Consider the following 25,254-nt stretch of genomic DNA (forward strand, 5'->3'; position numbering starts at 1 on the left):
AGGTTTACCCTATTCCGCCGCCGTGGCTGTGTTCTTTTCCCGGATCATTTTGAACAATTTTTCTTCATATTCGATCAGGGGGCGCAATGTGCGCATCGCTTTGTAGAAGTCAGCAGAAGACACGTGAGCCGCGGCTTCAAAAATGTGGCCGGCCATCTCGTCGTGGAAAACCGGCGCAAGCGCGCCTAGTTTCCTTTGGATGATCGACACCAATTTTTTGCGGGTCGATGGCTCAAGCAAGGCGGTCTGGATGAAGAAATAGACCTCTTTTACAGGGGTGCGCTCTTCATCCTCTTTTAGCAGATCGGCTTCACGCACGATGTCAGCCTGATTCTCGATCACAATCATCTGACGGCGATCGGCGTTGCGCACGACACAGCCGTTAATCAGGATCCGCTCGTTCGGTTTCAGGGTTAATCGCAGCGCCATAAAGCTTACTCCGCCGCGACTTTTGCAGCCCGTCCGCTCAGACCGTCGATAATACTGCGGTTAATATCAATCAATGGCTTCACATTTTTAGACCCTGACAGGACCGCTTTGGTGTGGTTTTCCACCCAAAGAGCCAGCGAGATCAGCGCAGCGCGCAAATCGGCCGTCAGCCCGTTATCCTTCTCGGCCAAATCGGCCTTGAACGTGAGCCAAACGCGCTGGTTCTCCCACAGGGTGTCTCGCAGGCCATCTGCAAGCATCTGAAGCTTTTGAGATTTTTCCGCAGCACCGTCAAATGCTTCGAATTTGTTTTCAAGTTTGGATGTCACGCTCGCCAAAATCCGACGCTCAATCTGGCGCGGATCTTCGGTGTGCGAGATGGTCCGCTTATACGCGGTTACACTCATTTCACTGCCTTTTTATTCTGCCTCGGTTCAACTATAGGGTGGCAGAGTTAAGGGAGAATTAAAAAATCCTTAATTTCTTGAAAGCAAGGATAATTTTAAGCACTTGTTTTTAAATCATGCTTTGCATGTCACACTGTGGCGGGGTTTTCGGGGGGCCGCAGTGTTAATGAATGTGCTGGCCCGGAGTAACCGCGCGCAGCATTTCACGGTGAAAGCTGTGGGCGATATTATCAGCGGAAAGCAAGCCGTCAGGGGCGGTGCCGTCACGCTCGGACTGGGCGAGGGAAACGATGATATGGCCGATGTGGTGGCCAAGTTGAACGGGGCACGTAGGCGTCAAAGCTGGTTGGGCGCAGGGTTCAATCAAAACGATGGCGTCATCTTCCAGATCAAGGCCAAACTCCTGATCTAGAACATCGGCCAGGGAAGCGCCGGAAATAATCTCTTCTCCGGCGTAGATCGCGAAGGGCGTCAGATCAGCGTCCTCTACGGCGACGGTGAAACGGGTGATCGGCGACGCCAGCAGCGACGACAGGATGCGGCCCAAGGGCGTGTTGCAAGGATCGGCGCAAAATTCCAGCCGACCGCCCCAGATGTGCCCCATCAAATCAGAACGCATAGTTAAAACTTCCCCAAGTGTCGCGTGTGCAACCCCAAGGTATCTTCCCGACACGGTTTTTTGAATTCCGGATTTGTTAAACTTCGCAAGCTGTTCTTGAATTCCAACAACGATCAGCGCAGCGGTTTTGCGCTGACGCTTGCGGTGATTTCGGCAAAATTCCCCCAATCACCCATATTTTTGGGAACCAAATATGGGGCGAAATGTTATCCACAGCACAAGTATTGGTGGGCGGGGCAAAATATGGCTGCATGTTCACCCATATGCGAATTTACAATAAATGTGTTGAGAATGTGCGGCAAGTGTGAGTGCGGAAAGGTGCGATTCTCTCGCCGTGCAGGTACGGGCATCCCTTACGTCGGATCGAAGGCATTCAAGCCGCCCGTGCGCAGCATATACCCGCTGGAGCGTACCGTTTCGACGGAAATACGCTCGTCAAATGTGTCCGCAAATTTCTTACGGATTTTCGCGACGTGGACATCAAATTTCCGATCACCATAGCGCCACGGCCGAGATTCTACGGCGAGACTTAGCGCATCGCGGGTCACAATTTGCCCGTCCTGCGCGAATAATACCCGCATGATCTGAGCTTCCGCCGTCGTTAATCCGGCGCGCAGAGCGATATACGCTTCGACATCCCAGCTCACATCGTGAGGCTGTTCAATTGACGGCGTAGGGGTTGGTAGGCGTCGGTTCAGTCGCAAAGACAGCTCGCGCAGATTGCAGGGCCATGTGAGGACATCGATCGCACCCGCTTCAAACGCATCGGCACCCCATACCCCTTTCAACTCTTGTATTGCGAGCACGACTCCGGGCTGCGCGTGGGTGGTAAGCGTGCTGATCAGCGGGGCCGGGTTGCTGTTCGCTTCGGTCATATCGACGAAAATGGCACTAACGTTTTCATTGTTGTGTAGCCAATCTTCGCAGGCGTCAAAGTCTATACATTCAAAGTCAAATTTTAGGATAACCGTAAATAAATAGTTCAGGGCGTTGCGCACCGAAGGTGACGTAGAGACGAGTAGGATCTTGGTCATTTATCGCGCTGCCCCAATGGGTTGACCGATGGATGTTCGGAAAAGGATAGCATTGCGGCGAGACGCGGAAAGGACACGATGATAACGGCCATATACTAGGAAAGGGAGCGATGAACTGGGTTATCCCTTTGTTGCACGAACCCGTGGGCGAAATCAAAGTCAGAGTTATGCGGCAGTAATTGGGCTTGCTTGTCATGAAAAAGCCATACGTTCACTATTCTTTAACCTTCCACGCTATGTATATCCTTGCAGACTGCAGAACGCGTCTGAGAGAACCTCAAGAATAGGCGCTAGAAAATGGCAGACATACTTGAAATTGTTGCGCCAAAGCGGCGTGCGCTCGCGGCGGCCAAACGGCTGGTCCATTTGCGCGACGAGGCGGTGCAGGATGAAAACATGCGCGCGGTGATCCTTCACGCGGCAGAAGTTGTGGCCAAGTCGGGTGTTCTGTCCGCAGTCGCAGAGAGTGGTCAGAAACGGCAAGGTTTTGCCACATCTGACCTGCCGAGCTTGCATCCCGACCGCCACCGGTTGAATTAATCCACCGCAGTTTATCTTGAGTTCATAAGTTGTTGTCCTTTCGCCATTCCTTGCGGCGGGCCAACCTATACTTAAGAGACATTGACAATTTTTGTGAGGTTGGCGGACAATCTTGGTATTCTAGTAGAGTTTCCAAGATTTGTTCACGAGGCTTCATCCCGCACCGACGTAGTAAAGGCGCATACGAAAGTGACAGAGTTTACAGATCCCCCCGTTTCCGAGGCCGCAATTCGCGTGATTACCGCATTCGCTGGCCGTGAATCCGCAACCGTGCAAGACATTCTGGCGTTGTCGCAGGCGCTTCCCGCCGCACTCGCCGGGCTCCAGCCTGCAGCCGCCGAGGCCGAAATCAGCAAGGTAGCAGCGCAGTTTACGACTGAAACCGCCATTCCCGCGGTTCCGGTTGCCGAATCTTTTACCGATGATTCCGTCACCTGCCTGTGCTGCGGCCGATCCTTTACCATGCTCAAGCGTCACCTGCGCGCAGAGCACGGGTTGAGCGAGAGCGAATACCGGATCAAGTTCAATCTTGATGATGATCATCCCCTCGTCGCACCGAACTATTCTTTGCGCAAAGCGGATTATGCAAAGAAAGCCGGCCTTGGTCGCTATGCCCGCGACGAGGCGGTGCAGGCAAATCTTGGGTCGCAGCTGTAAAGTTCAAATGCCTTTCCTTTGCCACCGTTTTGTCCTGCGGAGCACCTAATCCCCCTCGATACATGTCTCTGAGGCAGTCGGTGCAGAAGCACGTCTGCCGAACCGGCCCCCGTGGTCGCGAGAATAGAGGCAGGACATATGGCAGCGACGACACAGCCGCGCGTATTTAAAAAAGTAGAAGTTATCGAAGGCGGTGGACATCACGGTGGCGGCTGGAAGGTCGCCTATGCTGATTTCATGACTGCGATGATGGCGTTCTTTCTGCTGATGTGGATTCTCTCGAGCGCGGACGAGCAAAAGCTGCGCGGGATTGCCGAATACTTTACCAATGCGACCCTGCCCGGCGGCAGTGGTGTATTGGACGGTGCTACCCTGGGGCCACCCGGTACATTGACCGCTTCGAATGGGGCGATTGTGGCCCGTGGCAGCGAGCTTGGCAAAATCGACGATCCTGCCTCGGCCAAGTGGGAAATCCGCGACGAAACCGCGACGTCGGTGCCGGATGAGACGCAAATCGGCTCCGAAGACGGTGCCCATGAAAACCCCGCCGCGGCCAATGTTGCCAGCGCGTCGCAAACCGCATCCGATGGGTCAAAGTCGGCTGGCGATGCGACCATTGATAATGTGCACGCATTGGACAATGAAAAGTTCAAAAAGCTAGAGCAGGATATCTTGCAGGCGATGCAGGAGAATCCCGACCTTGATCCGCTGAAGAAAAACCTGATTTTCCAGCAAACCCCCGAAGGCTTGCAGATCCAGATCATCGATCAGGAAGGGCAGCCGATGTTCTATAGTGGCCGTGCCGAAATGCAGGGTGCCACAGATCAGCTGCTCGCGAATTTGGGTAAGTCTTTGGCGCGCCTGCCGAATAAAATCACGCTGTCAGGGCACACCGATGCTGTCCGCTTTGCCAATAGCCAGAAATACGACAACTGGGATCTGTCCTCGGATCGTGCCAACGCCACGCGCCGTGTTTTCGAAGCCTCGGGCGTCGCACGTGATCGTATCATCCGCGTGTCGGGCCTTGCCGATACCGCGCCGCTGGTGCCCGAAAACCCGACCGACGCGTCTAACCGTCGGATCACGGTGTCGGTTCAATATCAGAAGGTCGAGGACTATGCCGGCGATGACGTAGCCCCGACGCAGATTGATGCGGCGACACCGCCAGCCGAGACCGGCGAAAAGCTATATAAGGCGTCGATCCCTGCGCCCGTAGCACCACAAAATAGTGGCGAGGTGCAACGGGTCGCACAGAATGTCGAGCCTGTGGCGGCACCTTTGAAGGATGATGTATTCTTGAACCTGCGCAACGCGCTGCGGTGATCAGGCTCTGATCAACTCGCCCAAGGTGGGGACCCGTCGGCTGGCAAAGATCGGCCGGCGGGATCGTTCGACCGAGCGGCGCAGGAACTCTGGCAGCATGGGGTTTGCTTCTTCATTTACCATCGTGCCGCGCGGTGAAGCGACCACGGGGTCGGCAGTGGTAATATCAAGGCCGAGCATCTTGGCGGGGTCCAGCCCTTCTTCCAGCGCGTAGTTGTAGTTCACGGCGTAATCGACCGCTTCTTCCAGCACCACCGGGTCCGATGCAACCAGCGCCATCAAGCGGCGTTCGTCGGAATAAAGGAATTGCTTGGTCTTGAAGCCGTCGACCTCGGGGACAAAGCAGGTGTTTTCGCGGCGCAGCTTCAGCAGCTTAACCAAACGATCCGGCATCAAGTGGCGTTCATCGCGGCGAAACACGATCATGCTGCAGGTCCCAAAGCTGGACAGGCACGCCGCGAGGCAGATGTGATCCGGCCAGCCCGAGAATGCGAATTTCACATCGTCCGCATCAATCAGGACAATCATTGTGGTTTCAACATCCGAGATCACGGCACTCTCCAGCTTATTCTGAGGTTTACCTTAGTCACACCATGGAAAGATAGCAATTGGTCTTGAGCGACAAATTTTTAAACTTGGAAGAACATGAACTGTTCTTGAGATTTCAATGAAAATGCCTAAAGTGCTTGGAAACTTGCAAGTGGAAAACAAATGACGATTATTCTGGGCTTCGTGGTCGTGATGGGCATGGTCTTTGGGGGGTATATGCTCTCTGGCGGCGACATGGGCATCATCACCCACGCGCTACCGTTCGAAGGTATGATGATCGGCGGTGCCGCGCTTGGCTCGTTTATTGCGGCGAATTCCTTTGCCAATATCGCGGGGGCAGGGCGCGCACTGGTCAAGGCATTCAAGGGCCCCAAGTGGAATTCGGGCGACTATGTGGACCTGCTGAACCTCATGTACACGCTGGCCCGCAAGTACCAGCAAAATGGCATGCTGGCACTAGATGAACATATTGAAAACCCGCAAGAAAGTTCGATCTTCTCGCAGTATCCCAAGTTGCAGAAAGACCACTTTGCCATTGATCTGATCACCGATAGTTTCCGTATGCTGGCGATGCAGTTCGATGATCCGTATCAGGCGGAAGATGTCATTAACCGCAAGCTCAAGAAGCACCATCATGAAGCGTTGGTGGCCCCCCACGGGCTGACCACCGTCTCCGACGCGCTACCCGCCATCGGGATTGTTGCGGCGGTTTTAGGCGTGATCAAGACGATGTCGTCGATCGACAAGCCGCCTGCGGTTCTGGGGGCGATGATCGGCGGCGCGTTGGTCGGGACATTCCTTGGGGTTTTCCTTGCCTATCTTTTCGTTTCTCCGGTCGCCAACCGTCTGCAAGCCATCGAAGAGCAGGACGGCATTTACTACGCCGTGATCCGCGACATCTTTATCGCGATCCTGCATGGCCATTCGCCCGCGATCTGCACCGAGATCGGTCGCGGCAACATTCCCACCAGCCTGCAGCCCAGCTTTTACGAGATGGAAGAGGCTCGCAAACAGATGCCAGAGGCCGCATAACCCATGGCCGGACTCCGTCAGATCGCTGCGCTCAAGCTGATCAATACTATCCGGCAGCACGAGCTGGATGCGATCGGGGCACAGCTTTCGGGCCTGCGGGCACAGCAGACATCGCTGACGGAACAAAGTGCGGCGCTGACCCAGCGGGCGATTGCTGAACAGACGGGCAGCACCTTGGAAACACAGGCCTATTTGCCCGCCTACCTATCCTCGGTTGACCGGCAACAACGTGGCTTGGCGGCGGAGGGGGATGCGCTGTCAGGGCAGATCGACACGCTAGAGGATGCGCTTTTTGCGCAGTTCCGTGCGCTTAAGACCACGCAAACGGTGCTGTCAAAAGCGCAAACCGAGGCGAAAGCCGATGCTGACAGGGCAGAACAGGCCGCACTAGACGACGCGTCGCGCGCGCTGTTCGCATTGCAGCGCCGGTAACGCTTTTTACCTTAGCGCCCGCTGCTGAATTTTGACACCACACCCAGCGAATTCTTGTTCTCTACATTCCGGATGACCAGCACGCAGACCGGCCAGCCCGAGGGCATCAAACCTTGCGAGGTTGGCACCGCCATGACGCTGGCCGACCCGTCGTTGATGGCAAAGGTCAGCACGACATCCGCCTGCGACGTCGCGACTGATTTTGCGAGATCCACGGTATCGTCAAAGGTCACGATGCTTTCGGTTTCAAGCCAGCTTGCCACATCCGGGTGATCGACTGCCGCGATGGTCAGCGGTTGCGCGGGATTGCCGATGGGTTCGGCACAGGTGGCGAACCATGCCCGCAACTGAGCCACAGCGGTGGATGCGCTGGCCGCCGCGCTGTGATCCGTGTCCGAGGCGGCTTCGATCACACAGACCGCCGCATCCGCAATCGCGCCCGCGCCGATCAACTGCGATAGCGTGTCGCGTTCGTTCTGGGTGATCCATTTATTTAGCAACGGCGCGCCGACGATTTCGACACCTGCGGCCAGACGCCCGACGTCGGCTTTGCCAAGCTCGAACTCCGGTCCGTATCCCGCGCGTGTGATCTGTTGCACCAGATGTTCCGCGGCGGTCTTTTTGATGACAGACGGCGTCTTGCGGGCCTGCTGTTCCAATGCGGCAGAAAAGGCCGTTGGCGGGGCGACTTGCACCGGCGTGTCGGGTGCTGGCGCGTCCTCTTGCGCGAGGCGGGGGAGGGAGATGATAATTTCTGTCCCCACGTCTTCGCGGCTGAAGAACGTGATCTGTCCCTGATGGTGATCGATGATGACTTTGGCGATGGTCAGCCCCAGCCCCGTGCCCCCCTTGGACCGGCTGTCAGAACTGTCGCCTTGGGTGAATTTTTCAAACACCGACGCCTGCGCGGCAGTCTGAATGCCGGTGCCGAAGTCGCGGATCGAAATGCGCAGCTGATCCCCGACCGCGTGCAGGGCGATCAGGATCTCCCCGCCGTGTTCCGAAAACTTCACCGCGTTGGACAAGAGGTTATCCAGCACCTGCACCAACCGTTTGGAGTCGCCATAGGTCAGCATTACATGGTCATCGGGCGTATCGACACGGCGCAGCGATACGCCTGCGCGTTCGGCATAAAGCTGGTTCGGCACCAGCGCCGTATTCAGCGTCTCGGACAGGTTCAGCGTCTTCATCCGGAAATCAAGCGTGCCGGTTTCGATTTTCTCCATATCCAGAATACTGTTGATCAGCAGGATCAGCCGGTCACAGCTTGAGGCGGCGATGGTGATCAGCCCCTTCATCTTGTCAGGCAACTGCCCCGTGGCACCTGATAGCACCAGCCCCAAGGCCCCTTTGATAGAGGTCAGCGGCGTGCGCAATTCGTGGCTGACGGTGGACAGGAATTCGGTCTTTGCTTTTTCGGCCACCTTGCGCTGCGACACATCGCGGTAGATAGCGATGAACCGCGGTTCGTCCTGGGCGGGGCAGACATATTCAAGGCTGATGTCGTAGGTAATGCCTGATTTCGCCTCGACTTCCCAGGTGACGCGCCGCTCTGGCCCCTTGATAAGGCCGGCGCAGCGTTCGCGCAGACTGTCATAATCCCGTTTGCCAATCAGGTCGGACAGGCTCTTGCCGCGCCAGTCGTCGCTTTCATCATGTCGCATCAGGTGTCGTGCGACCGATGCATTGGCATACATCACCGCATAGGTTTGCGGCTGGAAGACAACAACATGATCCTGCAACAGTTCCAACGTGTTGTTGAACCGCGCCTCTGACACGCCTTCGCGGGTCTTGGTCATATCCGAAGCGACAATCGCGATCTCGCGCAGCTGTTTTTCGCCGTCGGTGATCGGAATAAAGCTACATTGCAGCCAGACCGCCTTGCCGTCGGTTTTATGCAGAACGATGGTGCCTTTCCACGGGGTGCCCGACATCATGGCGGGCAAGACATCGCCCGTCAGCACACCGCGATTGCCGGCATCCATGACATCAACCAACGGCGTGCTGATCAGCGCCTCGCGGGACCGGCCGCTGGCCTGGACAAACTGGTCGTTCACATGGGTGATCGCGCCGTTCTGGTTCAGCATGCAGAACACGGTATGGGCCTCTACCGCGTTGCGATAAAATTGCTTGGACCGAACCTCCGACTTCAGCACATCCTTGCGGGCATGGGCCTGTCGCGCGTTTTCGCGCAGTTGGAAAATCAGGAACAACAGCGAAAACACGATCAGCAGCAATGTGCCCAACACCAGCCACTTGTAGGTTGAGGCAATGCGCAAGGCGGAACGTTGCAGGTAATTCTCGTAGGGGCGTGCGCGCAATGAGATCAGCAGCTCGTGCACGGATTGAAAATTTTTCGGGGGCAGCCAGACGGTGCCACCGGCGGCAATCGCCTCGGGGCTGCCGGTATCTTGGCCCAACAGGGTGTCGACAAGAATGGTTAACGCCGCCTGCGGCACACCGGGGATCGTCCCCAGCACCCAATCGGGGTACAACATGGTACTGGCCCAGAACGGATAGCCCGGATGATCGACAGGGGACACGGGGCGGAAATCGTTCATATCGATCACGCCGTCGCGGGCCAGCCCTTCGAGCACACCGGCGCGCACGACGCCCACATCCACCAGACCGGCTTGCACGGCATAGACGACCTCGCGCTGGTTCCCGCCCGAAAACAGCGCGCGGGACGCGATATCGTCGATATCCAGCCGGTACTTGCGAAACTCTTGCAGCGCGAGCTTCCAACCGGTCATTTCGTCGGCCGACACCCCCATGATGCTGCGACCCGCGATATCCGGGATGGCGCGAATATCGCTGTCAGCGGTGGTAAAGACGACGACGCTGGTTTTATCATAGACCTGTCCCTCCCACATCTGGGCGACAGAGAGCAGCGGGCGGGCGTTGCTTTCGACCTCTGCCACGACAAAGGCCGCGGGATCGACAAGGAAGAAATCCAGCGCGCCTTGCGAGATTTTATTGATCATTGTGGCGTCGGTGTAAGGCGCGATCTTGAAACGGTAGTTCAGTTCAGCGCCCTGTGCGGCGGTGTTCAGCGCGGCGGCCATTGGCAACCAGCTGTCCAGCGCGCGGGTGATCCCTTCGGAGGCGAGAATACCGATGGTGATGTCACGGGGCGCATCCATCATGTCGGCCTGCTGACCAGCCGCCGGTTGCAGTGCACCGATCAGGGCGATAGCGGCACCCAAAAGCGTTCGACGCAGCTTGCCCCATCCCTGTTTCACGATTTTAGCGCCCGCCATATTCTCTTTCTGGTTCATCTCGTCGCTTTGCGGACACCGGAAAGCATAGTCAAAGCCCGCCTCCTGCTATCAAACATCACAACGTCAAACCACTTGTAAAAGCATCCAAAGCGATCGATTCCATTGCGCCCCCGCGGCATATGCTGCGGAGCATGGCAACTTGGATGTCGTCTGGTGCTGTCCTTTCACTACTGCTCTAACTGCGTTTTTTGCTGCGCCTCGTTGATCGGGCGCTTTTTGCAGTTGCGAAAAGGCTAGGCGGGGCGGGCTTTTTTGGCAATGGTAAACTCCGTTTCTGCCTGCAGGGCAGGGTGAATAGTGCCAGTGCAGCAGCAGGTACCTATCCTTTGGGATAGCGCCATAGCCACAAGCTGCTTTGGACTACCCGCCTAGGCCCGCGACGCCCTTGGGATTTAGCGTTAATTTCATCTTAACAGCTACCAAACACAGGCTGAAACAAACCCAAGGTGAAAACGATGGCAAACGCAACATTCCTAGAACTGGCCCAGATCGCCAACAACTCCTCCCTGCGCGAGGCGGTTTTGGGTGCAGTACTTGGCATCCATGTTTCGGGAAACACGTCCGACACCGTCTTGGACATCACGGCCGACAGCACCGCGCTTAAACTCGCGGCGGACCGGATGCGCTGCGCCCGCTATGTCATGCCGACAGATGCGGACCCGACGCAGGCCATCCAGATCAACGCTGGCTTCTCTCATGTGCAGGACGTCTGGGCCACGCCCCAGGCTGCACATCCCGACCTGACCCAGGAGACAATGGCCATCGCCACGCCTGACTTTATCGTGGTACCCTCCGACACGCATATCGTCGTCAATAATTTTGACGTCGCCCGCGGCGATGCGATCACCTTCCTGGGTCAGTTTTCTTCCCGCGCCGATCTGCGCGCTGCCATGTGCCTGACCGCGTCCCGCGATTTGCGCGACGGTGACGTCATCATCACGATGGAAAACGGGGCCCGCGCGGTCTTTGTTGGTGCCGCTGCCCAGGCCGAAGATCTGATCGACGCTGTGTTTGATTTTTCTGCCGAAGGGCAGACAGCCTTTAAACTGGCCGACGCGCTGAACAACGCGACCTCGGCCGAGATCGACGCCTTTGTGACCGCCCTCGGCACCGATGAATTCGACCGCGCCTTTGGTGTCGGCAGCGCTGCGGTATTGCTTGCAAACCTCGACACCCCTGCCGCGACGCGTCTGTTGAATGTGCTCGAGGCAGAAGAACTGGACGAGCTGTTGCACAATGTCGGTGCCGGCACGCTCAAGCTGCTGCTCGAAGAGCTGACGCTGACGGAACTTGTGAACTTCCTGAGCGGCGTGAACGAGACGGTGGTCGGCGCGATGGCTGACCACATGGGAGCCACAACAATAGATGCCCTTTTGTGGGGCAAAAGCCCGGCAACGAAAGGAGGTATGCGTCAAAGTTAACTGGTTTGCCCTGTCAAAGCGGCATGCCTCGCCGCAGCCAGGGCCCGAGAAAGCACCGTGTTCGACCCGATATGATTTGAAAGGATTTAACAGCAGACGGGCATCGAATGCGGCGCTTTCCCTTTTTCGTGAACCCTCAAAGCGCGAATTTCCGCGGGGCAGAGTTCATCAGCTTAATCGATTTTCGGGCCTGCTCCGGCCCTTACTACTTTGCCCTGTGGACCGGCGTAGGTGCCGGGCACGGGGGCTTTTTGCGTTTTCGAAGATGTAAGCCGGTGACATCAAACTAACCCGCCAGGACTTAAAGCCGGACGAGGTGATTGTCCCACATCAGCGGTTTTTCCGGGTTCAACCTGCCAGAGAGACGCTGAACGATACCGGTACCGCTGGTCACGATAAAATCATCCGGCGCCGCGGCAACACCGCAGACATCGGTAAGCGCGATACTACGGGTGTATGACGCGGTCGCTGCGTCAAATACCTGCACCAAACCGGCACGGGGCGAGGTTACGGCAATCTCGGACCCGTCGTCCGACAAAGCAATACTGCCGATGTACCCGTGCATATCTTCGGCACCGTCCAGCAAGAGCGGTGTTTCCCCTTGCTGATGCAGCCCGACAAGCGCGGGGGCATCGCCGTCGCCTTGCCATTGCATCCCGAAAGCGACACGCCCGTCGGACCCTACGGCCAGATGCCGGATCGAGTTGCGGTGCATGTCATGGGGCAATTCTATCTGCTCTAGAATACGGCGGTCGTTGATGTAGGTGAGGTTGGGCCGCATGGTGGGGATATTCAACTTGGCGCGCCCTGAATCGGGATGCGTATCAATCCCGCCGTTCGCCACGACCAGCGTGTCACCACCGGGCAGACGTTTGATATCATGAGGGCCGACACCGCCGCTGGCAAATTCATCGACGCGTACATAGCCAAGCGCCACGTCCCAGACACCAATGCGCCCGATGCCGTTGGCATAGTCATTTTCGGTCGTGTAAAGTAGGCTCCCGTCGGCGGAAAAAGCCCCGTGCCCGTAGAAATGTCGCCCCTCGGGCGCGTGCAGCGTGGCTTTGACCCGCCCCGAGATGCAGTCGATCACCAGTGCGAAATTGCCGGGGCGCCGTGCAAAGGCGACAGCTTGCGGCTTGGACGGATGCGCCGCCGCCGCATGGCCGCGACCGGGCAGGGGGATTTCGAATACCACCTCAAGCGCCGCGTCGATGCCGCAGAGCACAAAGCTGCCATCGCGCAGACCGGCAGCGGCAAGATAGGCCGGCCCGCCCGCATCGGCCCAAGTCGGCGCGGGCACCAATCCTGATGCCAGCATCCCTGCAATGAAATGGCGGCGGTTGGTCACGGGATCAATCTCCGTCCAATGCGTTAAAGCCCGAAGCAACGCCCAAATGCGGGCCCAGATCTTGGCGGGCCACATCGCGGATCGCGGCAACAGACTGCTGCAACACCTCTACCCGCAGACGGGATTGCGGCTTGGCCGTTCCAGCGAACACAGGGTCGTCCAGGTCGGCAGCGATTGCCAGCGCCTCGTCAAACCGGTCGTCAAAGGCGGCCACCACGGCTACGTCATCCGCCGCCAACCGCTCCGCCAGATCCTGCAGAGAGGTGAGCGCGACCACGACATTGCGCAAAGACCGCCCCGATCGCCGCGTCTCTGCCCGATTGGGGCGCGGGCGGTCAAAGCTGCCCATCGGGCGTCCGATGCGTGTGTCGGCGGTAAATTCCAGCCCGAGGTTCAGCGCCTTGAAAAGCTCTTGCGCCGCTTCCTCTGTGCTGCGGTAGGGGCCTCCTTCGGCGGGGGTGGCAACGGCCTCGGCATAGCCAGAGGTCCAGCCGTCCAGAATGGCTTGGGATTGCGTGGCGATATCGGCAGTTACCGTCTGCACCAAAGCGCAGCGATAGCCAGCATCGCCCATCGTGCTGATCTGGTCGTCATACAGCAGGAATTCGAGCGCATAGAAACCGCGCCCCGCGATGGAAACATCGGCATAAGCCTGCGCGTCACGGCCCACGGGATCGGCATCCGTGATGAGCCCCGCGAGTGTTTTGGGTGTGGCCCCACGGCTGTCGGGCCAGAAGGCCAGCGCAAAGGCGCGGTTGTCGGTCTCGGACGGGCCAAAACGCAGATGGCTCACCGCGATCCACGCGTCAAAGGCATCGTGGTAGGCATTGCGCAACGCGGCGTCATCAGCGGCGCAATTCTGCTGGGCAACGGCGGCCAGTGCATCCGTACGCTCTGCCAGTGTGGTATAGCGGGGCAGGATGTGATGATCGACCACATCGCGCAAAACGGCGGAGCCTACCTCGGCCGCAGCACCCAATGGTGCGCAGAAAAGACCAAGGGCGAGGACCAGTTTTTTCATGTTACAAACTTTCCAGATAGTGGATCAAAGCATCACGGTCTGCGGGTGTCATGTCAATGACGCGGTTCTTGGCGGGCTCGGCCTCTCCGCCATGCCAAAGCACGGCTTCCAGCAGTGACCGCGCGCGCCCGTCGTGCAGGAATTGCGTGTGTCCCGATACGGTTTCGGTCATGCCAATCCCCCACAGCGGCGCGGTGCGCCATTCGGTGCCGGTGGCGCGGGCCTCGGGGCGGTGATCGGCCAAGCCTTCGCCCATGTCATGCAGCAGCATATCGGTATAGGGCCAGATCAGCTGAAAGCTTTGCTCTGGCTGGTCCTTTAGACGATGGGTGACAAAGCTGGGCTGGTGGCAGTCGGCGCAGCCCGTTTCATGGAACACCTGTTTGCCGCGCAGCACCTCGGGTGTGTCCGCGTCACGACGGGCGGGCACGGCTAGGTTGCGGCTGTAGAAGGTGACCAGATCCAGCCCTTCGGCGTCAATCTCGAACCCGCGCACGTCACCGGCCCCATGAGGCGCGTTTACGCAGGCATCCTGAATGGTCGAACAATCGCCAAACGGATCGCCGAAGATCGGGTTAGAGATGCCGATATCACCCGCAAAGGCCCCCGCGGATTGTTCGCGGATCGTGGGCATCCCGGCCTTGAGCCCGAAACGGCCCAGCATCGGCATATTGTATTCCTGCGACCAGACGATATTGGCGCGGCCCGAAATACCGTCACTATCGGCGTCATTCGGGTCTGCCAGCGCCAGAATATCCGCGGCAGGGATCGCTTCGAGAAGCCCAAGCCCGATCATCTGCGGCGTCACACGGGGCGACAGCATTGCGTCGGGGTGCAGCGGACCATAGCCAAGATCAGCCGCGGTGTATGTCGGTTGCCGCAAGGACACGACCTGCCCGCCCGACAGGGTCACGGGGACTTCGGTATAATCGATCTGCAAGCGGTACTCGGCACGATGCCCCGAGACGGCGAAATCCTGCATCTGCGTGCCGTAGGTGGGTTCGGCGAGCGTGGCCAGATACCCTTCGATCTCTTTGATATTGCCGGCGTCTTCATTGCCCGGAATAGACACGCGCAGGAACATGGAAATCGCGCTGTCGTCGGGGCCCTCGGGCGGGTGGCCGCGCCCGTCCTTGATGTGGCAGCTTTGACACGACCGCGCGTTGAACAAGGGCCCCAACCCGTCAGAGGCCAGCGTCGAGGAAGGCGACGACACCCACAGCTTGCGAAACAGCCCATTGCCCAGTTTGAAGGTCAGCTCGTCCTCGAACGACATATTGCCTGAGGCTTGCGAAAACGCATCGGCGTTCATGCGCGGGCGAACGGTGGCCGCGCCGCCGCTGTTCACCTCGAACGGGCTGGGGGCGTCAAAACTGTCGGGTGGGGCGGTTACATCGGCGATACGGGCCGTTTCATCGGCGGTACGCGGGATGATATCCAGATGGGGTTCATCAAGCGGCCCGGCGTAGACCGGACCGCTCAATAGGGGCAGGGACATCACCAGGGCCTGAGGGATAAAAGACCGGAGGAAATGCATATTCTGCCCTATTTCGATATTAGAAGGGGATCACCAGCGATGCCCCGACAGCGGTAAAGTCGTTGCCGTCTACATCGTAGAAGCCGACGCCACCACCCAGCGACATATCATTCTCGAACGTGTAGTCTACACCCACGGTGATCAAATCGTCGTAACCGTTCGCGGTGTTGTCGATGCCGGTGTAGCTGGCAGAGTAGGCCCACGGCCCCTGAACGTAAGAACCGCCCAACGTCGCATAGGTGGAATCCTCGCCCGTGCCTGCGAACCCGTCGAAATAGGCCACTTCGGCGATCAGGTCGAAACCGTTGCCAAAGTCATGCGCCATCCCGATGACGGCCCCTTTTTCGTCGGATACATCGCTGTCACCCGCGGTCAGGAAACGCCCGCCAACCCAATAGGTCGTGTCGCCAACTTCTTGCGTGTACTGCAGCGCCACGTTGTTCAGCTTGCCGGTGTTCCCCGCGCCGCCGTCCGCGGTGGTATTGCGGCCGCGCTTTGTCCCCAGCGAGTCGCTGAACGCCGTGTCATCCGCATAGAACAGCGCAAAGGACAGAACCCCGCCGGAGGCGGCGACAGGCATGTCGAATGTCGCACCGATCACTTCGGACAACTCATAGTCTTCGGCCAGCGATGTGCCGTAGAAACCGGGGGCTGCGTCCCATGCCACAGCGAAGGTCGGGCTTACTTTACCGACGCTCAGCTCGCCTGCTGCCAGATCAAAGCGCAGGCCAAGTTCGTTCACATAAAGACCCAGATCGTCGAACTGACGGGTTTCGGCCGGGTCTGTGACGCTTTCCAGGGTCACTTCACCAAACAGCGTGATGCTGGTCGCGACCCCGGCTTCGAAGGCGAGCGACAGGCTGGCGTAGTTATCGGTCAACTCGCCTGCAGGATCATCGGATGTGACGGTGCTGTCGACGCCGATTTCAAACTCACCGCCCCAGACAAATGCCTGTTCTTGAGCCAAAAGGGGAGTGGCACCGGTCAGCGCCAAAGCGCAACCGGCGAGAGCTAGTTTCTTCATTCTTGTTTACTTTCAGTGGGAGGAGGAACTCATGAAAACGGGTATTACTCGAACACGGCGCCGGGGCTATCGAGGCTGTCGGAGCCTTCAATCGCCACGTCATCCACACCCAGGGTGGCAACGACGCGTTCGATGGTCTTCGTCTGTGCAATCAGGGCGTTCACGCCGCCCATAACCAAGGCTTCGCCGCCCTTGTTGCCGCGCGCCATCATCTGGTCATAGGACATGCCCGCTTCGGCAGCGGTCTTGATCTGGCCAAGCTTGCGCATGGTGGTCGACAGGTTCAGCTGCATTTCCGCATCCAGATCAGCGTTTTCGGCAGCGACCAGATCGGACAGGGACGGGCCGGTGACCAGCGTGCCGTCGGTACGCGCATAGGCACCGAGGTACACGTTCTGGATGCCCAGACCGTCGTAATAATGGCTGTTGTGTGTGTTGTCCGAGAAGCAGTCATGCTCTTCTTCGGGGTCGTTCAGCATCAGACCAAGGCGCATGCGTTCGCCCGCGAGCTCACCGTAAGACAGCGACCCCATGCCGGTTAGCATCGCCGAGATCGCGCCGTCTTCGTTGTCGGTCAGGTTGGTGCGCGCGGCGCCGCCTTCGGCCCATTGTGCAACCATATACTCCAGATCGGTCACGATCAGATCGGCAGCAGCCTTGAGGTACTGACCGCGACGGTCACAATTGTCATTGGTGCAGTCTTTGCCCGTGGCGTAGTCTGTCCAGTCGCGCCCACCGGCACCGTGTTCCGTGCCGTTCAGATCCTGCCCCCAGAGCAGGAATTCAACCGCGTGGTAGCCTGACGCCACATTGGCTTCGTTCCCGTCGGCTTCGTGCAGTGTTTCGGCAAGGAAGTCGGGGGTGATTGTGCTGGCGTCAACTTCGGTGCCCGATAGTGTAAAGGTCGGGTTCGCGATAACGTTCAACGCGGCGGCGGCGTTTTCATCGGTGGCCCCGCCATAGGAGGCGTCAACATAGTCGATCAGACCTTCGTCCAGCGGCCAGGCGTTCAGCTTGCCTTCCCAGTCGTCAACGATGGGATTGCCGAAACGGTAGGCTTCGGTCTGCTGGTAGGGGACGCGCGCTGCCAGCCACGCGGTGCGGGCGGCTTGCATCGTGTCGGCGGAGGGCTCTGCGATCAGGGCATCCACAGCGTCGACCAGCGCTTGGGCTGTGATCAGGCTGTCGCCATAGGCGGCTTCGGCGATGTCGGCGTATGTGTCGATCACCTCGGACTTCTCTACCGCCAAAGCGGGGGAGGCCAAGGTCAATGCAAGCACAGAGGTCATCAAGCTGCGGGTCATACGTTCAGTTCCTTTTGACGGATCGCGCCTGCGGATGCTGTCGACAATTGCTGATCGACGGGCCGCGCCGGAGGCATGGAAATCATGCGCAATACCTGAACAGTATCGTTGGGAAGGTCAACCCGACAATTTTAGTAAGATAACTTTTTTGCCGCTCACGTTTTTGGCATCGCCCAAAAAATACGCGGTGATCCTAGGGGCTTACTATGTAAGGCGTGCGCCTTGGGGCAAAGTGGGGTCAGAGGCATTCAACCGATCAACGGCAAATCCTGCTGCGGTCTTGTACTGCGCCATATACTCGGCTCGTTCCTGTGGAGGGATCACGTCGTCGATCTGGTCGAAGGCACCGCCACAGCGGTCGTTAACCATGTTCAGCAACCCGAAAGGACCGGCCCCGCGATTGCGCAGGATCAGCTCTGATATCGGTCCGCAATGGGTGTCGTCAAAACTGCGCAGCGCCGCGGGGGTGACCCCGTCTTGCAGGAAGCGCGCGCACAGATGGCGGGCGTCCATGATCGCCTGGCTCGCGCCGTTCGATCCCGTGGGATACATGGCATGGGCCGCGTCGCCGATCAGGGCAACAGGGCCGTCGACCCATGTGGGGATCGGGTCACGGTCGATCATCGGGTTCTCGTAAATCTCTGTCGCGCCGCGCAGAAGGCCGGGGACATCCAGCCAATCGTAAGTCCAGCCGTCAAAGTGATGCGCAAAGTCCGACAGCTCCGCCGGACGGTACCAACCGCTTTTGCGATCCTCGGTCTCGTCCAGCGTGACTTCGGCGATCCAGTTGATGGTGGCATAGCCGTCGGCATCGGGGGCTGAAATCGGATAGATCACCATGCGCTGGCGGTGGTCGCCAAGCCCGACAAACGAAGACCCCGTGCGCACCGGTTTTGCGCGCGAGGTGCCGCGCCACATCAAAGCACCACCCCAGTGGATCGGCGGCTGATCGGGATGCATCTGCGCACGCACGGCAGAATGGATCCCGTCGGCACCGATCAGCAGGGTGCCCTCGGCATGTGTCTGTGACCCGTCGGCATGGGCGATATGCGCGGTCACGCCACCCGCTGGCCCGTGGGTGTATCCGGTGATCTTGGCACCAAGCTGCACGGCCTCGGCACCAGCGCGGTCCACCAGCGTTTGATACAGCAGCATATGCAGCTGGCCCCGATGCGCGGCATATTGCGGCCAGCGATAGCCTGCGTCGGTGCCGCGCGGCTCTGCGTAAATCTCTTGCCCCTTCTGCCCGACCAGCGCCCATTCCTTTGCGGGCACGCCGATTTCGTCAAGCTGCGCTTGGGTCAACCCCAGATCAAACAGCTCGCGCACGGCATTAGGCTGGATGTTGATCCCCACACCCAGCGGTTTCAAGCTGCGCACCTGTTCATAAACGGTGCAGCGCAGGCCAAGCTGGTGCAGCGAAAGCGCCAGTGCTAGGCCGCCGATACCGCCGCCTGCGATCAGGATATGAGGTTGGGTCATAGTGCAGTTCCGCTTTCGACTAGGGGCAATTCGTTGCGCGACGAACGTCCTACATCATGGTGCGGAAATCAATGGGATGTCTGGGAAAGCGGGGCGCATCCCGGATCGCCGGAGCGCGAGGCGCTGCAACGGCAAATGGCCCGTGGGGGCCGGAAGCGCAAAGGAACGTTTACGCGGATTCCAACGCGGATTGTTCGGCAATCAACGCTTCGGAGGATTTCAGGAAGTCATCCAGACCAAAGATAATCTCGGTCGGGCAGTTGGCGATCTTGCCCTTGGGGCCATCCAGATGCGCGTCAATCGCAAGCTCGTTGTCGCGCGCCACGGTGCCCAGATCGTCGAACCCCAAAGAACCGGCCGTGCCCGCGATCTGGTGCAGAATGGTACGGGCTTCGGCGAGGTTATCGTTGATCTCTTGCAGCGTGCTGCCTTCCCAGGCGGCAAGCGCGTGCTCGGCCAGCGCACGCTGGCGCTGCTCTAGCATATCGAGGAACCGCGCGCGAATACGCTCGATCCCCGGTAACTCCAGCTTCTTGTGCATCACGCTGTTCTCCCCACATTCCAGAAGTCGTTCTGGACCTTCTGGTAGTTGGCTGTCGCTTCTTCGGCAGAGGCATGCGCCTCTGACAGCGCATCCATGACCGAGGAATTTGTCTTCCACATCAACCGCACCGCCTTGCCGGCGCAAATACGTGGGTTGATGTGTTGACCACGGTTATCGAACAATTCGGTTTTTGCCAGCGAAATGTTGATATTATTCGCCAAAAGCTTGGGATCAGGGCGCCAGCCGCTTTCTGTGATGCATACAAACGTGCCGCCGCCTGCGTAAGACATGAGGAACTGGCACCCTTCCAGCGTATCCGAAATGATCTCTCCGACATCGCTGAGCATGCTGCAGAATTCAAAGTTCGACATGTTTTCGTGGAAGATTTCGACATCGCGGATGTTGAAGGCAAAACAGATCGACCCGAACAGGTCGCTGCGCGACAATTGCTGCACATAGTTCTCAAGCGCCATGAACTCGATCAGGTTGTTCACATCATGGATCGCCATCGGCTCGTGTAATTGCACGGCGCGTTCGGGCCGACCGTCGTGATGGGTAACCGCCTTGGCCGCGAACACTTTGCTCGTGCGGGTTGCCAACCCGTCAACCGCGCGTTCAACCAGCGACAGCCGCGCCTTAAGCTCGGTCATTTCGAACGGCTTGGTCACATAGTCGGTCGCACCGGCAGAGAAGGCGGCGTCGATATAGGATTTTTCGGACATCGCGGTCAGCATCAGGATCGGCGCATCCATATATTGCTTCATCGCACGGATCTGGCTGGCCAGCTGGATACCGTCGGTGACCGGCATCTGGATATCCAGAAGGAAGCTGTCGAACGGGGCGCGGGCGTTGTCCTTGATCGCCTCAAGTGCATCGGCAGCGCATTCGGCAGTGACCAGCGTATGGTCTGTCATGCCTTCAATGAAATGCGACAAAAGCTCTAGGATGATTGGGTCGTCATCTACCGCAAGAATTTTCATTTGTTTGCCTTACTACTTGTCCGTAACAGCTCGGTATGGCTGTTTCTGTTGCTTTCTATCTGATGGCGAAACTTGTCATAATTGGGGCGATCTCGGTTAAATACTTAGGCATTTAGGCTAATTAGATGTTCGTTTGAGCAGTTGAATAGACGAAAGGGACCATTCGATGACGACGGCGCAGAGCAAGAAAAATAAAGCCGATTCAACGATTTTCGGCACAACGCCAGAGGGTGAAAAGATCGTCCGGCATCAGATCAGCAATGGCGGTACGTCGATTTCCGTTTTGTCTTGGGGGGCAACGATTCAAGAGCTTCGCGTCATGGGGGAATCGCATTCGCTGCTACTGGGCGGGCGCGACGTGACTGCCTACCTTGGCAGCATGCAGTACTTTGGCGCGGTGGTCGGTCCGGTCGCCAATCGCATCGCGGGCGCAGAGATGGAAATTGGGGGCATCCGGCATCAGCTTGATCAAAACGAAGCAGGACGGACCACATTGCACAGTGGCGTTGCGGGATATTCCGGCCGGAACTGGCGCTTTACCAATGTCACCCCCACGCGCTGCCGGCTTGAGCTGCACCACCCCGACGGGTTGGGCGGGATTCGCGGGAATATTAACGCCTCTGTTACTTACACGATTGATAATGCGGGACATCTAGAGATCGAGATGACGGGCGCGACGGATCAGCCCACCTATTTCAATCCCGCCTTTCATGGCTATTGGAACCTGTCGGGATCGGCGGATCTCTCGGATCACCGCCTGATGGTGCCCGCGACCAGTTACCTTGCTGTGGATGACGCTCAACTCCCGTTAGGCGCGCCCGTCTCGGTAGCGGGCAGCGAATTCGACTATCGCCATGCGCGCGCCATCGGGCCGGTGCTGGATCACAACTTTTGCCTTTCCCAAGGCGGGGACCAGATGGTGCTTGCGTGCCGGTTATGCACTGAACGGCTACAGTTGGATGTGTTGACAGATCAACCTGGGGTGCAGCTCTATAACGGCGCGCATATTGATACAGGTGCGGATCTGGGCGTGGACGGGGGCACCTATGGGCCACAGGCCGGGCTCGCGATCGAGCCGCAGTTCTGGCCCGATACCCCGCACCACCCCGAGTATCCCGATTGTTTGCTGCTGCCGGAAAAGCCCGTGCGCTACCGATCCCGGTTCGAGCTGCGCCGCATTTGACAGCTTTACCGTGGTAACCTCACGTTTTTTTGGGGCAGGGTCGAATTGACACTTGGTTCAAGATGTATCAGTGCGCTATATAATAAGGTAAACATATTAAAAGCGGACAAGACATGCGTACCAAGATCAACCCCGACAGCTTTGGTTTCCTTATCAGCGACATCGGCAGGCTCAGCCGTGGCGTATTCGAGCGCGAGATCGAAGCCGCCGAGCTTCCAGTGACGGCGGCAGAGGCACGGGTGCTGGCGCATATGGCGCGCTGCGGGGCGACGCGGCAGCATATGCTGGCTGAAAGTCTTGGCATGACGCCGATGAGCCTCACGGGGTTTCTGGACCGTCTGGAAGCGGCAGAGCTGATTGCCCGTACCGCCGACCCGAATGACCGCCGCGCCAAGATCGCGTCCCTGACCCCGCGAGCCAATGACATCCTGTCGCAGATCGCACAGGCCGGTGCACGGGTAGAGACGATCATTTCGGAAGGATTGACGCCAGAGCAGTGGCAGACCTTTCGCGCCACGGCCCTGACCCTGCGACAGAACCTGTCGGCCTCCCGCGGGGCGACGTGCAAATCCGAGGCCGCCGAATGACAACGCCCATTATGTCAGAACGACGGGTCAGTCTGATCGGCGCGCTTCTGGTGGCCATCGGACCTGTGTCGATGGCCTTGTATACGCCCGCGATGACAGAGCTGGTGCGCGTCTTTGACACCACGGAATCCGCAATCAAGCTGACGCTGACGCTTTATTTCGGGGGCTTCGCCTGTGCGCAGCTGATCGCAGGGCCGCTGTCGGATGCGCTTGGACGGCGGCCGATCACGATTGCCTTCATGGCGCTTTATTGTGTGGCCAGTGTCGCTGCGACCCTGTCGCCCACGGTAGAGGTTCTGATGGGCGCGCGTTTCCTGCAAGGCATCGGGGCCTCCGCGGGGATTGCGATCTCGCGGGCATTGGTGCGGGATCTGTTCACCGATGACCGGTCGTCGCGGATCATGAACCTGATCGGGATTATTCTAGCCCTTGGTCCGGCGCTGGCCCCGACCATCGGGGGGCTGATGCTGCCGGTGTTTGGCTGGCAATCGATCTTCTTGCTGATGACCGTGATCGGTTTCCTCGTGATCTGGGTCGCGCTTTTTTCCATGAAAGAAACCGTGACCGCAGACCCCTCGCGCCTGAATTTCAAGGCGCTTGGCCGAACCTACAAGGCTTTGCTCAGCAATCCGCAGTTCCTATCCGCCGCTTTAGTGATGGGCGGTGCACTTGGGGCGCTCTATGCGCAGGCGACGTTCCTGCCGTTTATCCTGATGGACGAGGTCGGGCTGACGCCTGCGCAATTCGGGGCGTCGATGTTGGCGCAATCGGGCAGCTTCTTTACCGCGTCCTTGTTGGTGCGCCAGTTGATGGGCCGGTTTTCGGCAGACCGGCTGGTCGGGCCGGGGCTGGTGTTTGTGGCCTTGGGCAGTCTGGGGACGTTAACCCTGCTGCTTTGGCCGCCGAGCTTTCTGCATGTGATGGTGCCGGTCGCGACCTATTCTTTCGGGATTGCCTTTGTGATGCCTGCCATGTCCACCGCGGCACTTGCCCCCTTTGGGCGGGCTGCGGGGGCGGCGGCGTCGATGCTGGGCTTTATCCAGATGGGGTCCGGTTTGTTGGTCGGGTCGCTTGGTGCCTTGCTGGGCAATGCGCTTTTGGCTATGGCAACCCTAATCCCGATGATGGGCGCGGTAGCTTGCGTGTCGTTTCTGGTTTATCGCAAGATCCAGCCTCGGCCCGCAGCCGCTGCACCGGCAGACACCCGTGCCACCTGCGGGCCTAAGGTGACGGCGCCGTCGCCCGTGTCGGCACCGGAAAAATAGGGCAATTTGTCCGCCCCATCCACAGCACCCCGCGGTGGTGCTTTCGATTTGAACTAAAAGACAGGATCGTCAGAATGTACTCCTTGATCTCCGGGCTGCGCTGCGCCGCCCTTGCAACGGCTATTTGTGCGGTGTCTGTCCCCGCAACGGCGCAGCAGGGCGAACGCCCGCCCGCTGCCGTCACCGTCATGACGATGCAGCCGCAGGATGTGCAGCTTGCCACAACCTTGCCCGGACGCGTTGTCGCTTCTGCCGAGGCAGAGGTACGCCCGCAAGTGGCCGGCATCATCACAGAACGTCTGTTTGCCGAGGGTGAGCCCGTGGCGGAAGGCGATGTGCTGTTTAAAATTGATCCCATCGTTTACGAGGCCGCTGTCGCGCAGGCGCAGGCATCGGTCGCGCAGGCGCAGGCGCAAGCCAGCTCTGCCGAGCGGGAGGCCAAGCGGCTCGAGGAACTGTCCTCGCGCAATGTTGCCAGCGATCAGGCGCTGGATGCGGCGGTAGCGGCACGCGACAGCGCAGCGGCTTCGCTTCAGGCGGCGCAGGCGGGGCTGCGCTCTGCCCAGATCGAGCTGGATCACACGCAGGTCCGCGCCCGTCTATCGGGCGAGATCGGGCGGTCCCTGACCAGCCCCGGTGCCTTGGTGACCAACAGTCAGGCCAGCCCGCTGGCCGTGATCCGCAACATTGATCCGGTCTATGTCGATGTCACGCAATCAGCGGCCGAGCTGCTGGATTGGCGGCGCGGCAATGCGGAAAAGCGCCTTGGCGATACCCCGCGCGAGGTCAAGCTGACGCTGGCCGATGGCAGTATCTATGACCAGACCGGTACGCTGACCGCCGCCGAGCCGGATGTGGACCAGCAAACCGGCGTCGTCGTGCTGCGGATGGCCTTTGACAATCCCGACCGTCTGTTGCTGCCGGGTATGTATGTGCGCGTTGAAATGCCCACGGGGATCGCGAAAGGTGCCTTCCTTGTCCCGCAAGAAGCTGTCAGCCGTGACCGTCGCGGGCAGCCGCTGGCGATGGTGGTGAACGGCGACAACGTCGTCGAACAACGCCAGTTGACCGTACTTCAGGACCGTGGATCGGACTGGATCGTGAGCGAGGGGCTATCGGCAGGCGATCGTGTGATCGTGATGGGGCTGCAAAAGGCCGCGCCCGGTGCGACCGTTACTCCGCAAGAGCAAGCCGCCCCAGACGCCAAGTCCGAGGACGCCGCACCGGCACCCGCCGAATAACCAAAAGCCGG

At 59.0% G+C, this 25,254-nt stretch carries 24 protein-coding genes; 10 read left to right on the forward strand and 14 right to left on the reverse strand.

Annotation, left to right across the window (positions count from 1 at the left end; all coding sequences use genetic code 11):
* Positions 1–9 precede the first annotated feature (9 nt).
* From ACNQ62_RS13335 to ACNQ62_RS13350, 4 genes are all read right to left on the reverse strand, one after another.
* Complete coding sequence (locus tag ACNQ62_RS13335) at positions 10–429, reverse strand: flagellar biosynthesis repressor FlbT (protein ID WP_064216633.1); 420 nt, start codon at positions 427–429, stop codon at positions 10–12.
* A 5-nt stretch (positions 430–434) separates the two neighbouring features.
* A complete protein-coding gene (gene flaF, locus ACNQ62_RS13340; RefSeq protein WP_005849061.1) occupies positions 435–836 on the reverse strand; it encodes a flagellar biosynthesis regulator FlaF in 402 nt (133 codons plus the stop codon).
* Between the two features lie 163 nt (positions 837–999).
* Positions 1,000–1,455, reverse strand: coding sequence for a hypothetical protein (locus ACNQ62_RS13345; RefSeq protein ID WP_418095048.1), 456 nt, complete (start codon positions 1,453–1,455; stop codon positions 1,000–1,002).
* A 353-nt stretch (positions 1,456–1,808) separates the two neighbouring features.
* Positions 1,809–2,489 carry a winged helix-turn-helix domain-containing protein gene (locus ACNQ62_RS13350; protein WP_418095049.1) on the reverse strand — a complete coding sequence of 227 codons (681 nt, stop codon included), beginning with the start codon at positions 2,487–2,489 and terminating at the stop codon, positions 1,809–1,811.
* 297 nt (positions 2,490–2,786) lie between these two features.
* On the opposite strand from ACNQ62_RS13350, the gene ACNQ62_RS13355 reads away from it, so the two are divergent.
* From ACNQ62_RS13355 to ACNQ62_RS13365, 3 genes are all read left to right on the forward strand, one after another.
* Complete coding sequence (locus ACNQ62_RS13355) at positions 2,787–3,029, forward strand: hypothetical protein (RefSeq protein WP_005849065.1); 243 nt, start codon at positions 2,787–2,789, stop codon at positions 3,027–3,029.
* Positions 3,030–3,218: 189 nt separating this feature from the next.
* Positions 3,219–3,686, forward strand: coding sequence for a MucR family transcriptional regulator (locus ACNQ62_RS13360; RefSeq protein WP_418095050.1), 468 nt, complete (start codon positions 3,219–3,221; stop codon positions 3,684–3,686).
* 138 nt (positions 3,687–3,824) lie between these two features.
* Positions 3,825–5,009, forward strand: a complete 1,185-nt coding sequence (locus tag ACNQ62_RS13365; RefSeq protein ID WP_037942066.1) for a flagellar motor protein MotB — start codon at positions 3,825–3,827, stop codon at positions 5,007–5,009.
* Here the strand turns inward: ACNQ62_RS13365 and ACNQ62_RS13370 are convergent, their stop codons facing one another.
* On the reverse strand, positions 5,010–5,561 hold the full coding sequence (locus tag ACNQ62_RS13370) for a flagellar motor protein (protein ID WP_418095051.1): 552 nt from the start codon (positions 5,559–5,561) through the stop codon (positions 5,010–5,012).
* A gap of 159 nt (positions 5,562–5,720) precedes the next feature.
* Between ACNQ62_RS13370 and motA the strand changes: the two genes are divergently transcribed.
* Together motA and ACNQ62_RS13380 are read left to right on the forward strand one after the other, a co-directional pair.
* Entirely contained in the window at positions 5,721–6,590 is an 870-nt protein-coding gene (gene motA, locus ACNQ62_RS13375) for a flagellar motor stator protein MotA (protein ID WP_005849072.1), read from the forward strand.
* 3 nt (positions 6,591–6,593) lie between these two features.
* Positions 6,594–7,022: a flagellar motor protein gene (locus tag ACNQ62_RS13380; protein WP_243252091.1), complete on the forward strand. Its 429-nt coding sequence runs from the start codon at positions 6,594–6,596 to the stop codon at positions 7,020–7,022.
* Positions 7,023–7,033: 11 nt separating this feature from the next.
* On the opposite strand, the gene ACNQ62_RS13385 is transcribed toward ACNQ62_RS13380, so the two are convergent.
* On the reverse strand, positions 7,034–10,300 hold the full coding sequence (locus tag ACNQ62_RS13385; protein ID WP_418095052.1) for an ATP-binding protein: 3,267 nt from the start codon (positions 10,298–10,300) through the stop codon (positions 7,034–7,036).
* Between the two features lie 458 nt (positions 10,301–10,758).
* Between ACNQ62_RS13385 and ACNQ62_RS13390 the strand changes: the two genes are divergently transcribed.
* The gene (locus ACNQ62_RS13390) at positions 10,759–11,724 is read left to right on the forward strand and encodes a hypothetical protein (protein WP_418095053.1); all 966 of its coding nucleotides are present in this window, start codon (positions 10,759–10,761) and stop codon (positions 11,722–11,724) included.
* A 301-nt stretch (positions 11,725–12,025) separates the two neighbouring features.
* Here ACNQ62_RS13390 and ACNQ62_RS13395 read toward each other — a convergent pair whose 3' ends face one another.
* From ACNQ62_RS13395 to ACNQ62_RS13430, 8 genes are all read right to left on the reverse strand, one after another.
* Positions 12,026–13,075, reverse strand: a complete 1,050-nt coding sequence (locus ACNQ62_RS13395) for a DUF1513 domain-containing protein (protein ID WP_418095054.1) — start codon at positions 13,073–13,075, stop codon at positions 12,026–12,028.
* A 4-nt stretch (positions 13,076–13,079) separates the two neighbouring features.
* A complete protein-coding gene (locus ACNQ62_RS13400) occupies positions 13,080–14,096 on the reverse strand; it encodes an imelysin family protein (protein ID WP_260005712.1) in 1,017 nt (338 codons plus the stop codon).
* 1 nt (position 14,097) lies between these two features.
* Positions 14,098–15,594 carry a di-heme oxidoredictase family protein gene (locus tag ACNQ62_RS13405; RefSeq protein WP_418095055.1) on the reverse strand — a complete coding sequence of 499 codons (1,497 nt, stop codon included), beginning with the start codon at positions 15,592–15,594 and terminating at the stop codon, positions 14,098–14,100.
* A gap of 58 nt (positions 15,595–15,652) precedes the next feature.
* Positions 15,653–16,657, reverse strand: a complete 1,005-nt coding sequence (locus ACNQ62_RS13410; RefSeq protein ID WP_005849086.1) for a hypothetical protein — start codon at positions 16,655–16,657, stop codon at positions 15,653–15,655.
* A gap of 44 nt (positions 16,658–16,701) precedes the next feature.
* On the reverse strand, positions 16,702–17,961 hold the full coding sequence (locus ACNQ62_RS13415; protein ID WP_418095056.1) for an imelysin family protein: 1,260 nt from the start codon (positions 17,959–17,961) through the stop codon (positions 16,702–16,704).
* Positions 17,962–18,165: 204 nt separating this feature from the next.
* Positions 18,166–19,443, reverse strand: coding sequence for a flavin-dependent oxidoreductase (locus ACNQ62_RS13420; RefSeq protein WP_418095057.1), 1,278 nt, complete (start codon positions 19,441–19,443; stop codon positions 18,166–18,168).
* Positions 19,444–19,612: 169 nt separating this feature from the next.
* Positions 19,613–19,984 (reverse strand): Hpt domain-containing protein, encoded by a 372-nt coding sequence (locus ACNQ62_RS13425; RefSeq protein ID WP_005849092.1) that lies wholly within the window; start codon positions 19,982–19,984, stop codon positions 19,613–19,615.
* Positions 19,984–20,967, reverse strand: coding sequence for a response regulator (locus ACNQ62_RS13430; RefSeq protein ID WP_037942088.1), 984 nt, complete (start codon positions 20,965–20,967; stop codon positions 19,984–19,986). Before ACNQ62_RS13430 ends, ACNQ62_RS13425 begins: the two co-directional genes overlap by 1 nt.
* A gap of 166 nt (positions 20,968–21,133) precedes the next feature.
* Between ACNQ62_RS13430 and ACNQ62_RS13435 the strand changes: the two genes are divergently transcribed.
* The 4 genes from ACNQ62_RS13435 (at position 21,134) to ACNQ62_RS13450 (ending at position 25,243) form a co-directional block, all read left to right on the forward strand.
* Positions 21,134–22,150 (forward strand): aldose epimerase family protein, encoded by a 1,017-nt coding sequence (locus ACNQ62_RS13435; protein WP_184583817.1) that lies wholly within the window; start codon positions 21,134–21,136, stop codon positions 22,148–22,150.
* 113 nt (positions 22,151–22,263) lie between these two features.
* Complete coding sequence (locus tag ACNQ62_RS13440; RefSeq protein ID WP_005849095.1) at positions 22,264–22,737, forward strand: MarR family winged helix-turn-helix transcriptional regulator; 474 nt, start codon at positions 22,264–22,266, stop codon at positions 22,735–22,737.
* Positions 22,734–24,002 (forward strand): multidrug effflux MFS transporter, encoded by a 1,269-nt coding sequence (locus tag ACNQ62_RS13445; RefSeq protein WP_243252113.1) that lies wholly within the window; start codon positions 22,734–22,736, stop codon positions 24,000–24,002. Before ACNQ62_RS13440 ends, ACNQ62_RS13445 begins: the two co-directional genes overlap by 4 nt.
* A gap of 74 nt (positions 24,003–24,076) precedes the next feature.
* A complete protein-coding gene (locus ACNQ62_RS13450; RefSeq protein ID WP_037941872.1) occupies positions 24,077–25,243 on the forward strand; it encodes an efflux RND transporter periplasmic adaptor subunit in 1,167 nt (388 codons plus the stop codon).
* The last annotated feature ends 11 nt before the right edge of the window (positions 25,244–25,254 follow it).

Origin of the sequence: Sulfitobacter sp. SBS6, from assembly GCF_048285585.1 — a bacterium.
GTDB classification, from domain to species: Bacteria; Pseudomonadota; Alphaproteobacteria; order Rhodobacterales; family Rhodobacteraceae; genus Sulfitobacter; species Sulfitobacter pontiacus.

What these genes read in the sequence shown, in the direction of transcription:
- ACNQ62_RS13425 (WP_005849092.1), bottom strand. Translation starts at nt 19,984, where the DNA reads ATGCACAAGAAGCTGGAGTTACCGGGGATCGAGCGTATTCGCGCGCGG.
- ACNQ62_RS13345 (WP_418095048.1), bottom strand. Translation starts at nt 1,455, where the DNA reads ATGCGTTCTGATTTGATGGGGCACATCTGGGGCGGTCGGCTGGAATTT.
- flaF (WP_005849061.1), bottom strand. Translation starts at nt 836, where the DNA reads ATGAGTGTAACCGCGTATAAGCGGACCATCTCGCACACCGAAGATCCG.
- ACNQ62_RS13440 (WP_005849095.1), top strand. Translation starts at nt 22,264, where the DNA reads ATGCGTACCAAGATCAACCCCGACAGCTTTGGTTTCCTTATCAGCGAC.
- ACNQ62_RS13450 (WP_037941872.1), top strand. Translation starts at nt 24,077, where the DNA reads ATGTACTCCTTGATCTCCGGGCTGCGCTGCGCCGCCCTTGCAACGGCT.
- ACNQ62_RS13435 (WP_184583817.1), top strand. Translation starts at nt 21,134, where the DNA reads ATGACGACGGCGCAGAGCAAGAAAAATAAAGCCGATTCAACGATTTTC.
- ACNQ62_RS13365 (WP_037942066.1), top strand. Translation starts at nt 3,825, where the DNA reads ATGGCAGCGACGACACAGCCGCGCGTATTTAAAAAAGTAGAAGTTATC.
- ACNQ62_RS13415 (WP_418095056.1), bottom strand. Translation starts at nt 17,961, where the DNA reads ATGACCCGCAGCTTGATGACCTCTGTGCTTGCATTGACCTTGGCCTCC.
- ACNQ62_RS13410 (WP_005849086.1), bottom strand. Translation starts at nt 16,657, where the DNA reads ATGAAGAAACTAGCTCTCGCCGGTTGCGCTTTGGCGCTGACCGGTGCC.
- ACNQ62_RS13355 (WP_005849065.1), top strand. Translation starts at nt 2,787, where the DNA reads ATGGCAGACATACTTGAAATTGTTGCGCCAAAGCGGCGTGCGCTCGCG.
- ACNQ62_RS13400 (WP_260005712.1), bottom strand. Translation starts at nt 14,096, where the DNA reads ATGAAAAAACTGGTCCTCGCCCTTGGTCTTTTCTGCGCACCATTGGGT.
- ACNQ62_RS13380 (WP_243252091.1), top strand. Translation starts at nt 6,594, where the DNA reads ATGGCCGGACTCCGTCAGATCGCTGCGCTCAAGCTGATCAATACTATC.
- ACNQ62_RS13390 (WP_418095053.1), top strand. Translation starts at nt 10,759, where the DNA reads ATGGCAAACGCAACATTCCTAGAACTGGCCCAGATCGCCAACAACTCC.
- ACNQ62_RS13445 (WP_243252113.1), top strand. Translation starts at nt 22,734, where the DNA reads ATGACAACGCCCATTATGTCAGAACGACGGGTCAGTCTGATCGGCGCG.
- ACNQ62_RS13430 (WP_037942088.1), bottom strand. Translation starts at nt 20,967, where the DNA reads ATGAAAATTCTTGCGGTAGATGACGACCCAATCATCCTAGAGCTTTTG.
- motA (WP_005849072.1), top strand. Translation starts at nt 5,721, where the DNA reads ATGACGATTATTCTGGGCTTCGTGGTCGTGATGGGCATGGTCTTTGGG.
- ACNQ62_RS13405 (WP_418095055.1), bottom strand. Translation starts at nt 15,594, where the DNA reads ATGTCCCTGCCCCTATTGAGCGGTCCGGTCTACGCCGGGCCGCTTGAT.
- ACNQ62_RS13335 (WP_064216633.1), bottom strand. Translation starts at nt 429, where the DNA reads ATGGCGCTGCGATTAACCCTGAAACCGAACGAGCGGATCCTGATTAAC.
- ACNQ62_RS13420 (WP_418095057.1), bottom strand. Translation starts at nt 19,443, where the DNA reads ATGACCCAACCTCATATCCTGATCGCAGGCGGCGGTATCGGCGGCCTA.
- ACNQ62_RS13350 (WP_418095049.1), bottom strand. Translation starts at nt 2,489, where the DNA reads ATGACCAAGATCCTACTCGTCTCTACGTCACCTTCGGTGCGCAACGCC.
- ACNQ62_RS13385 (WP_418095052.1), bottom strand. Translation starts at nt 10,300, where the DNA reads ATGAACCAGAAAGAGAATATGGCGGGCGCTAAAATCGTGAAACAGGGA.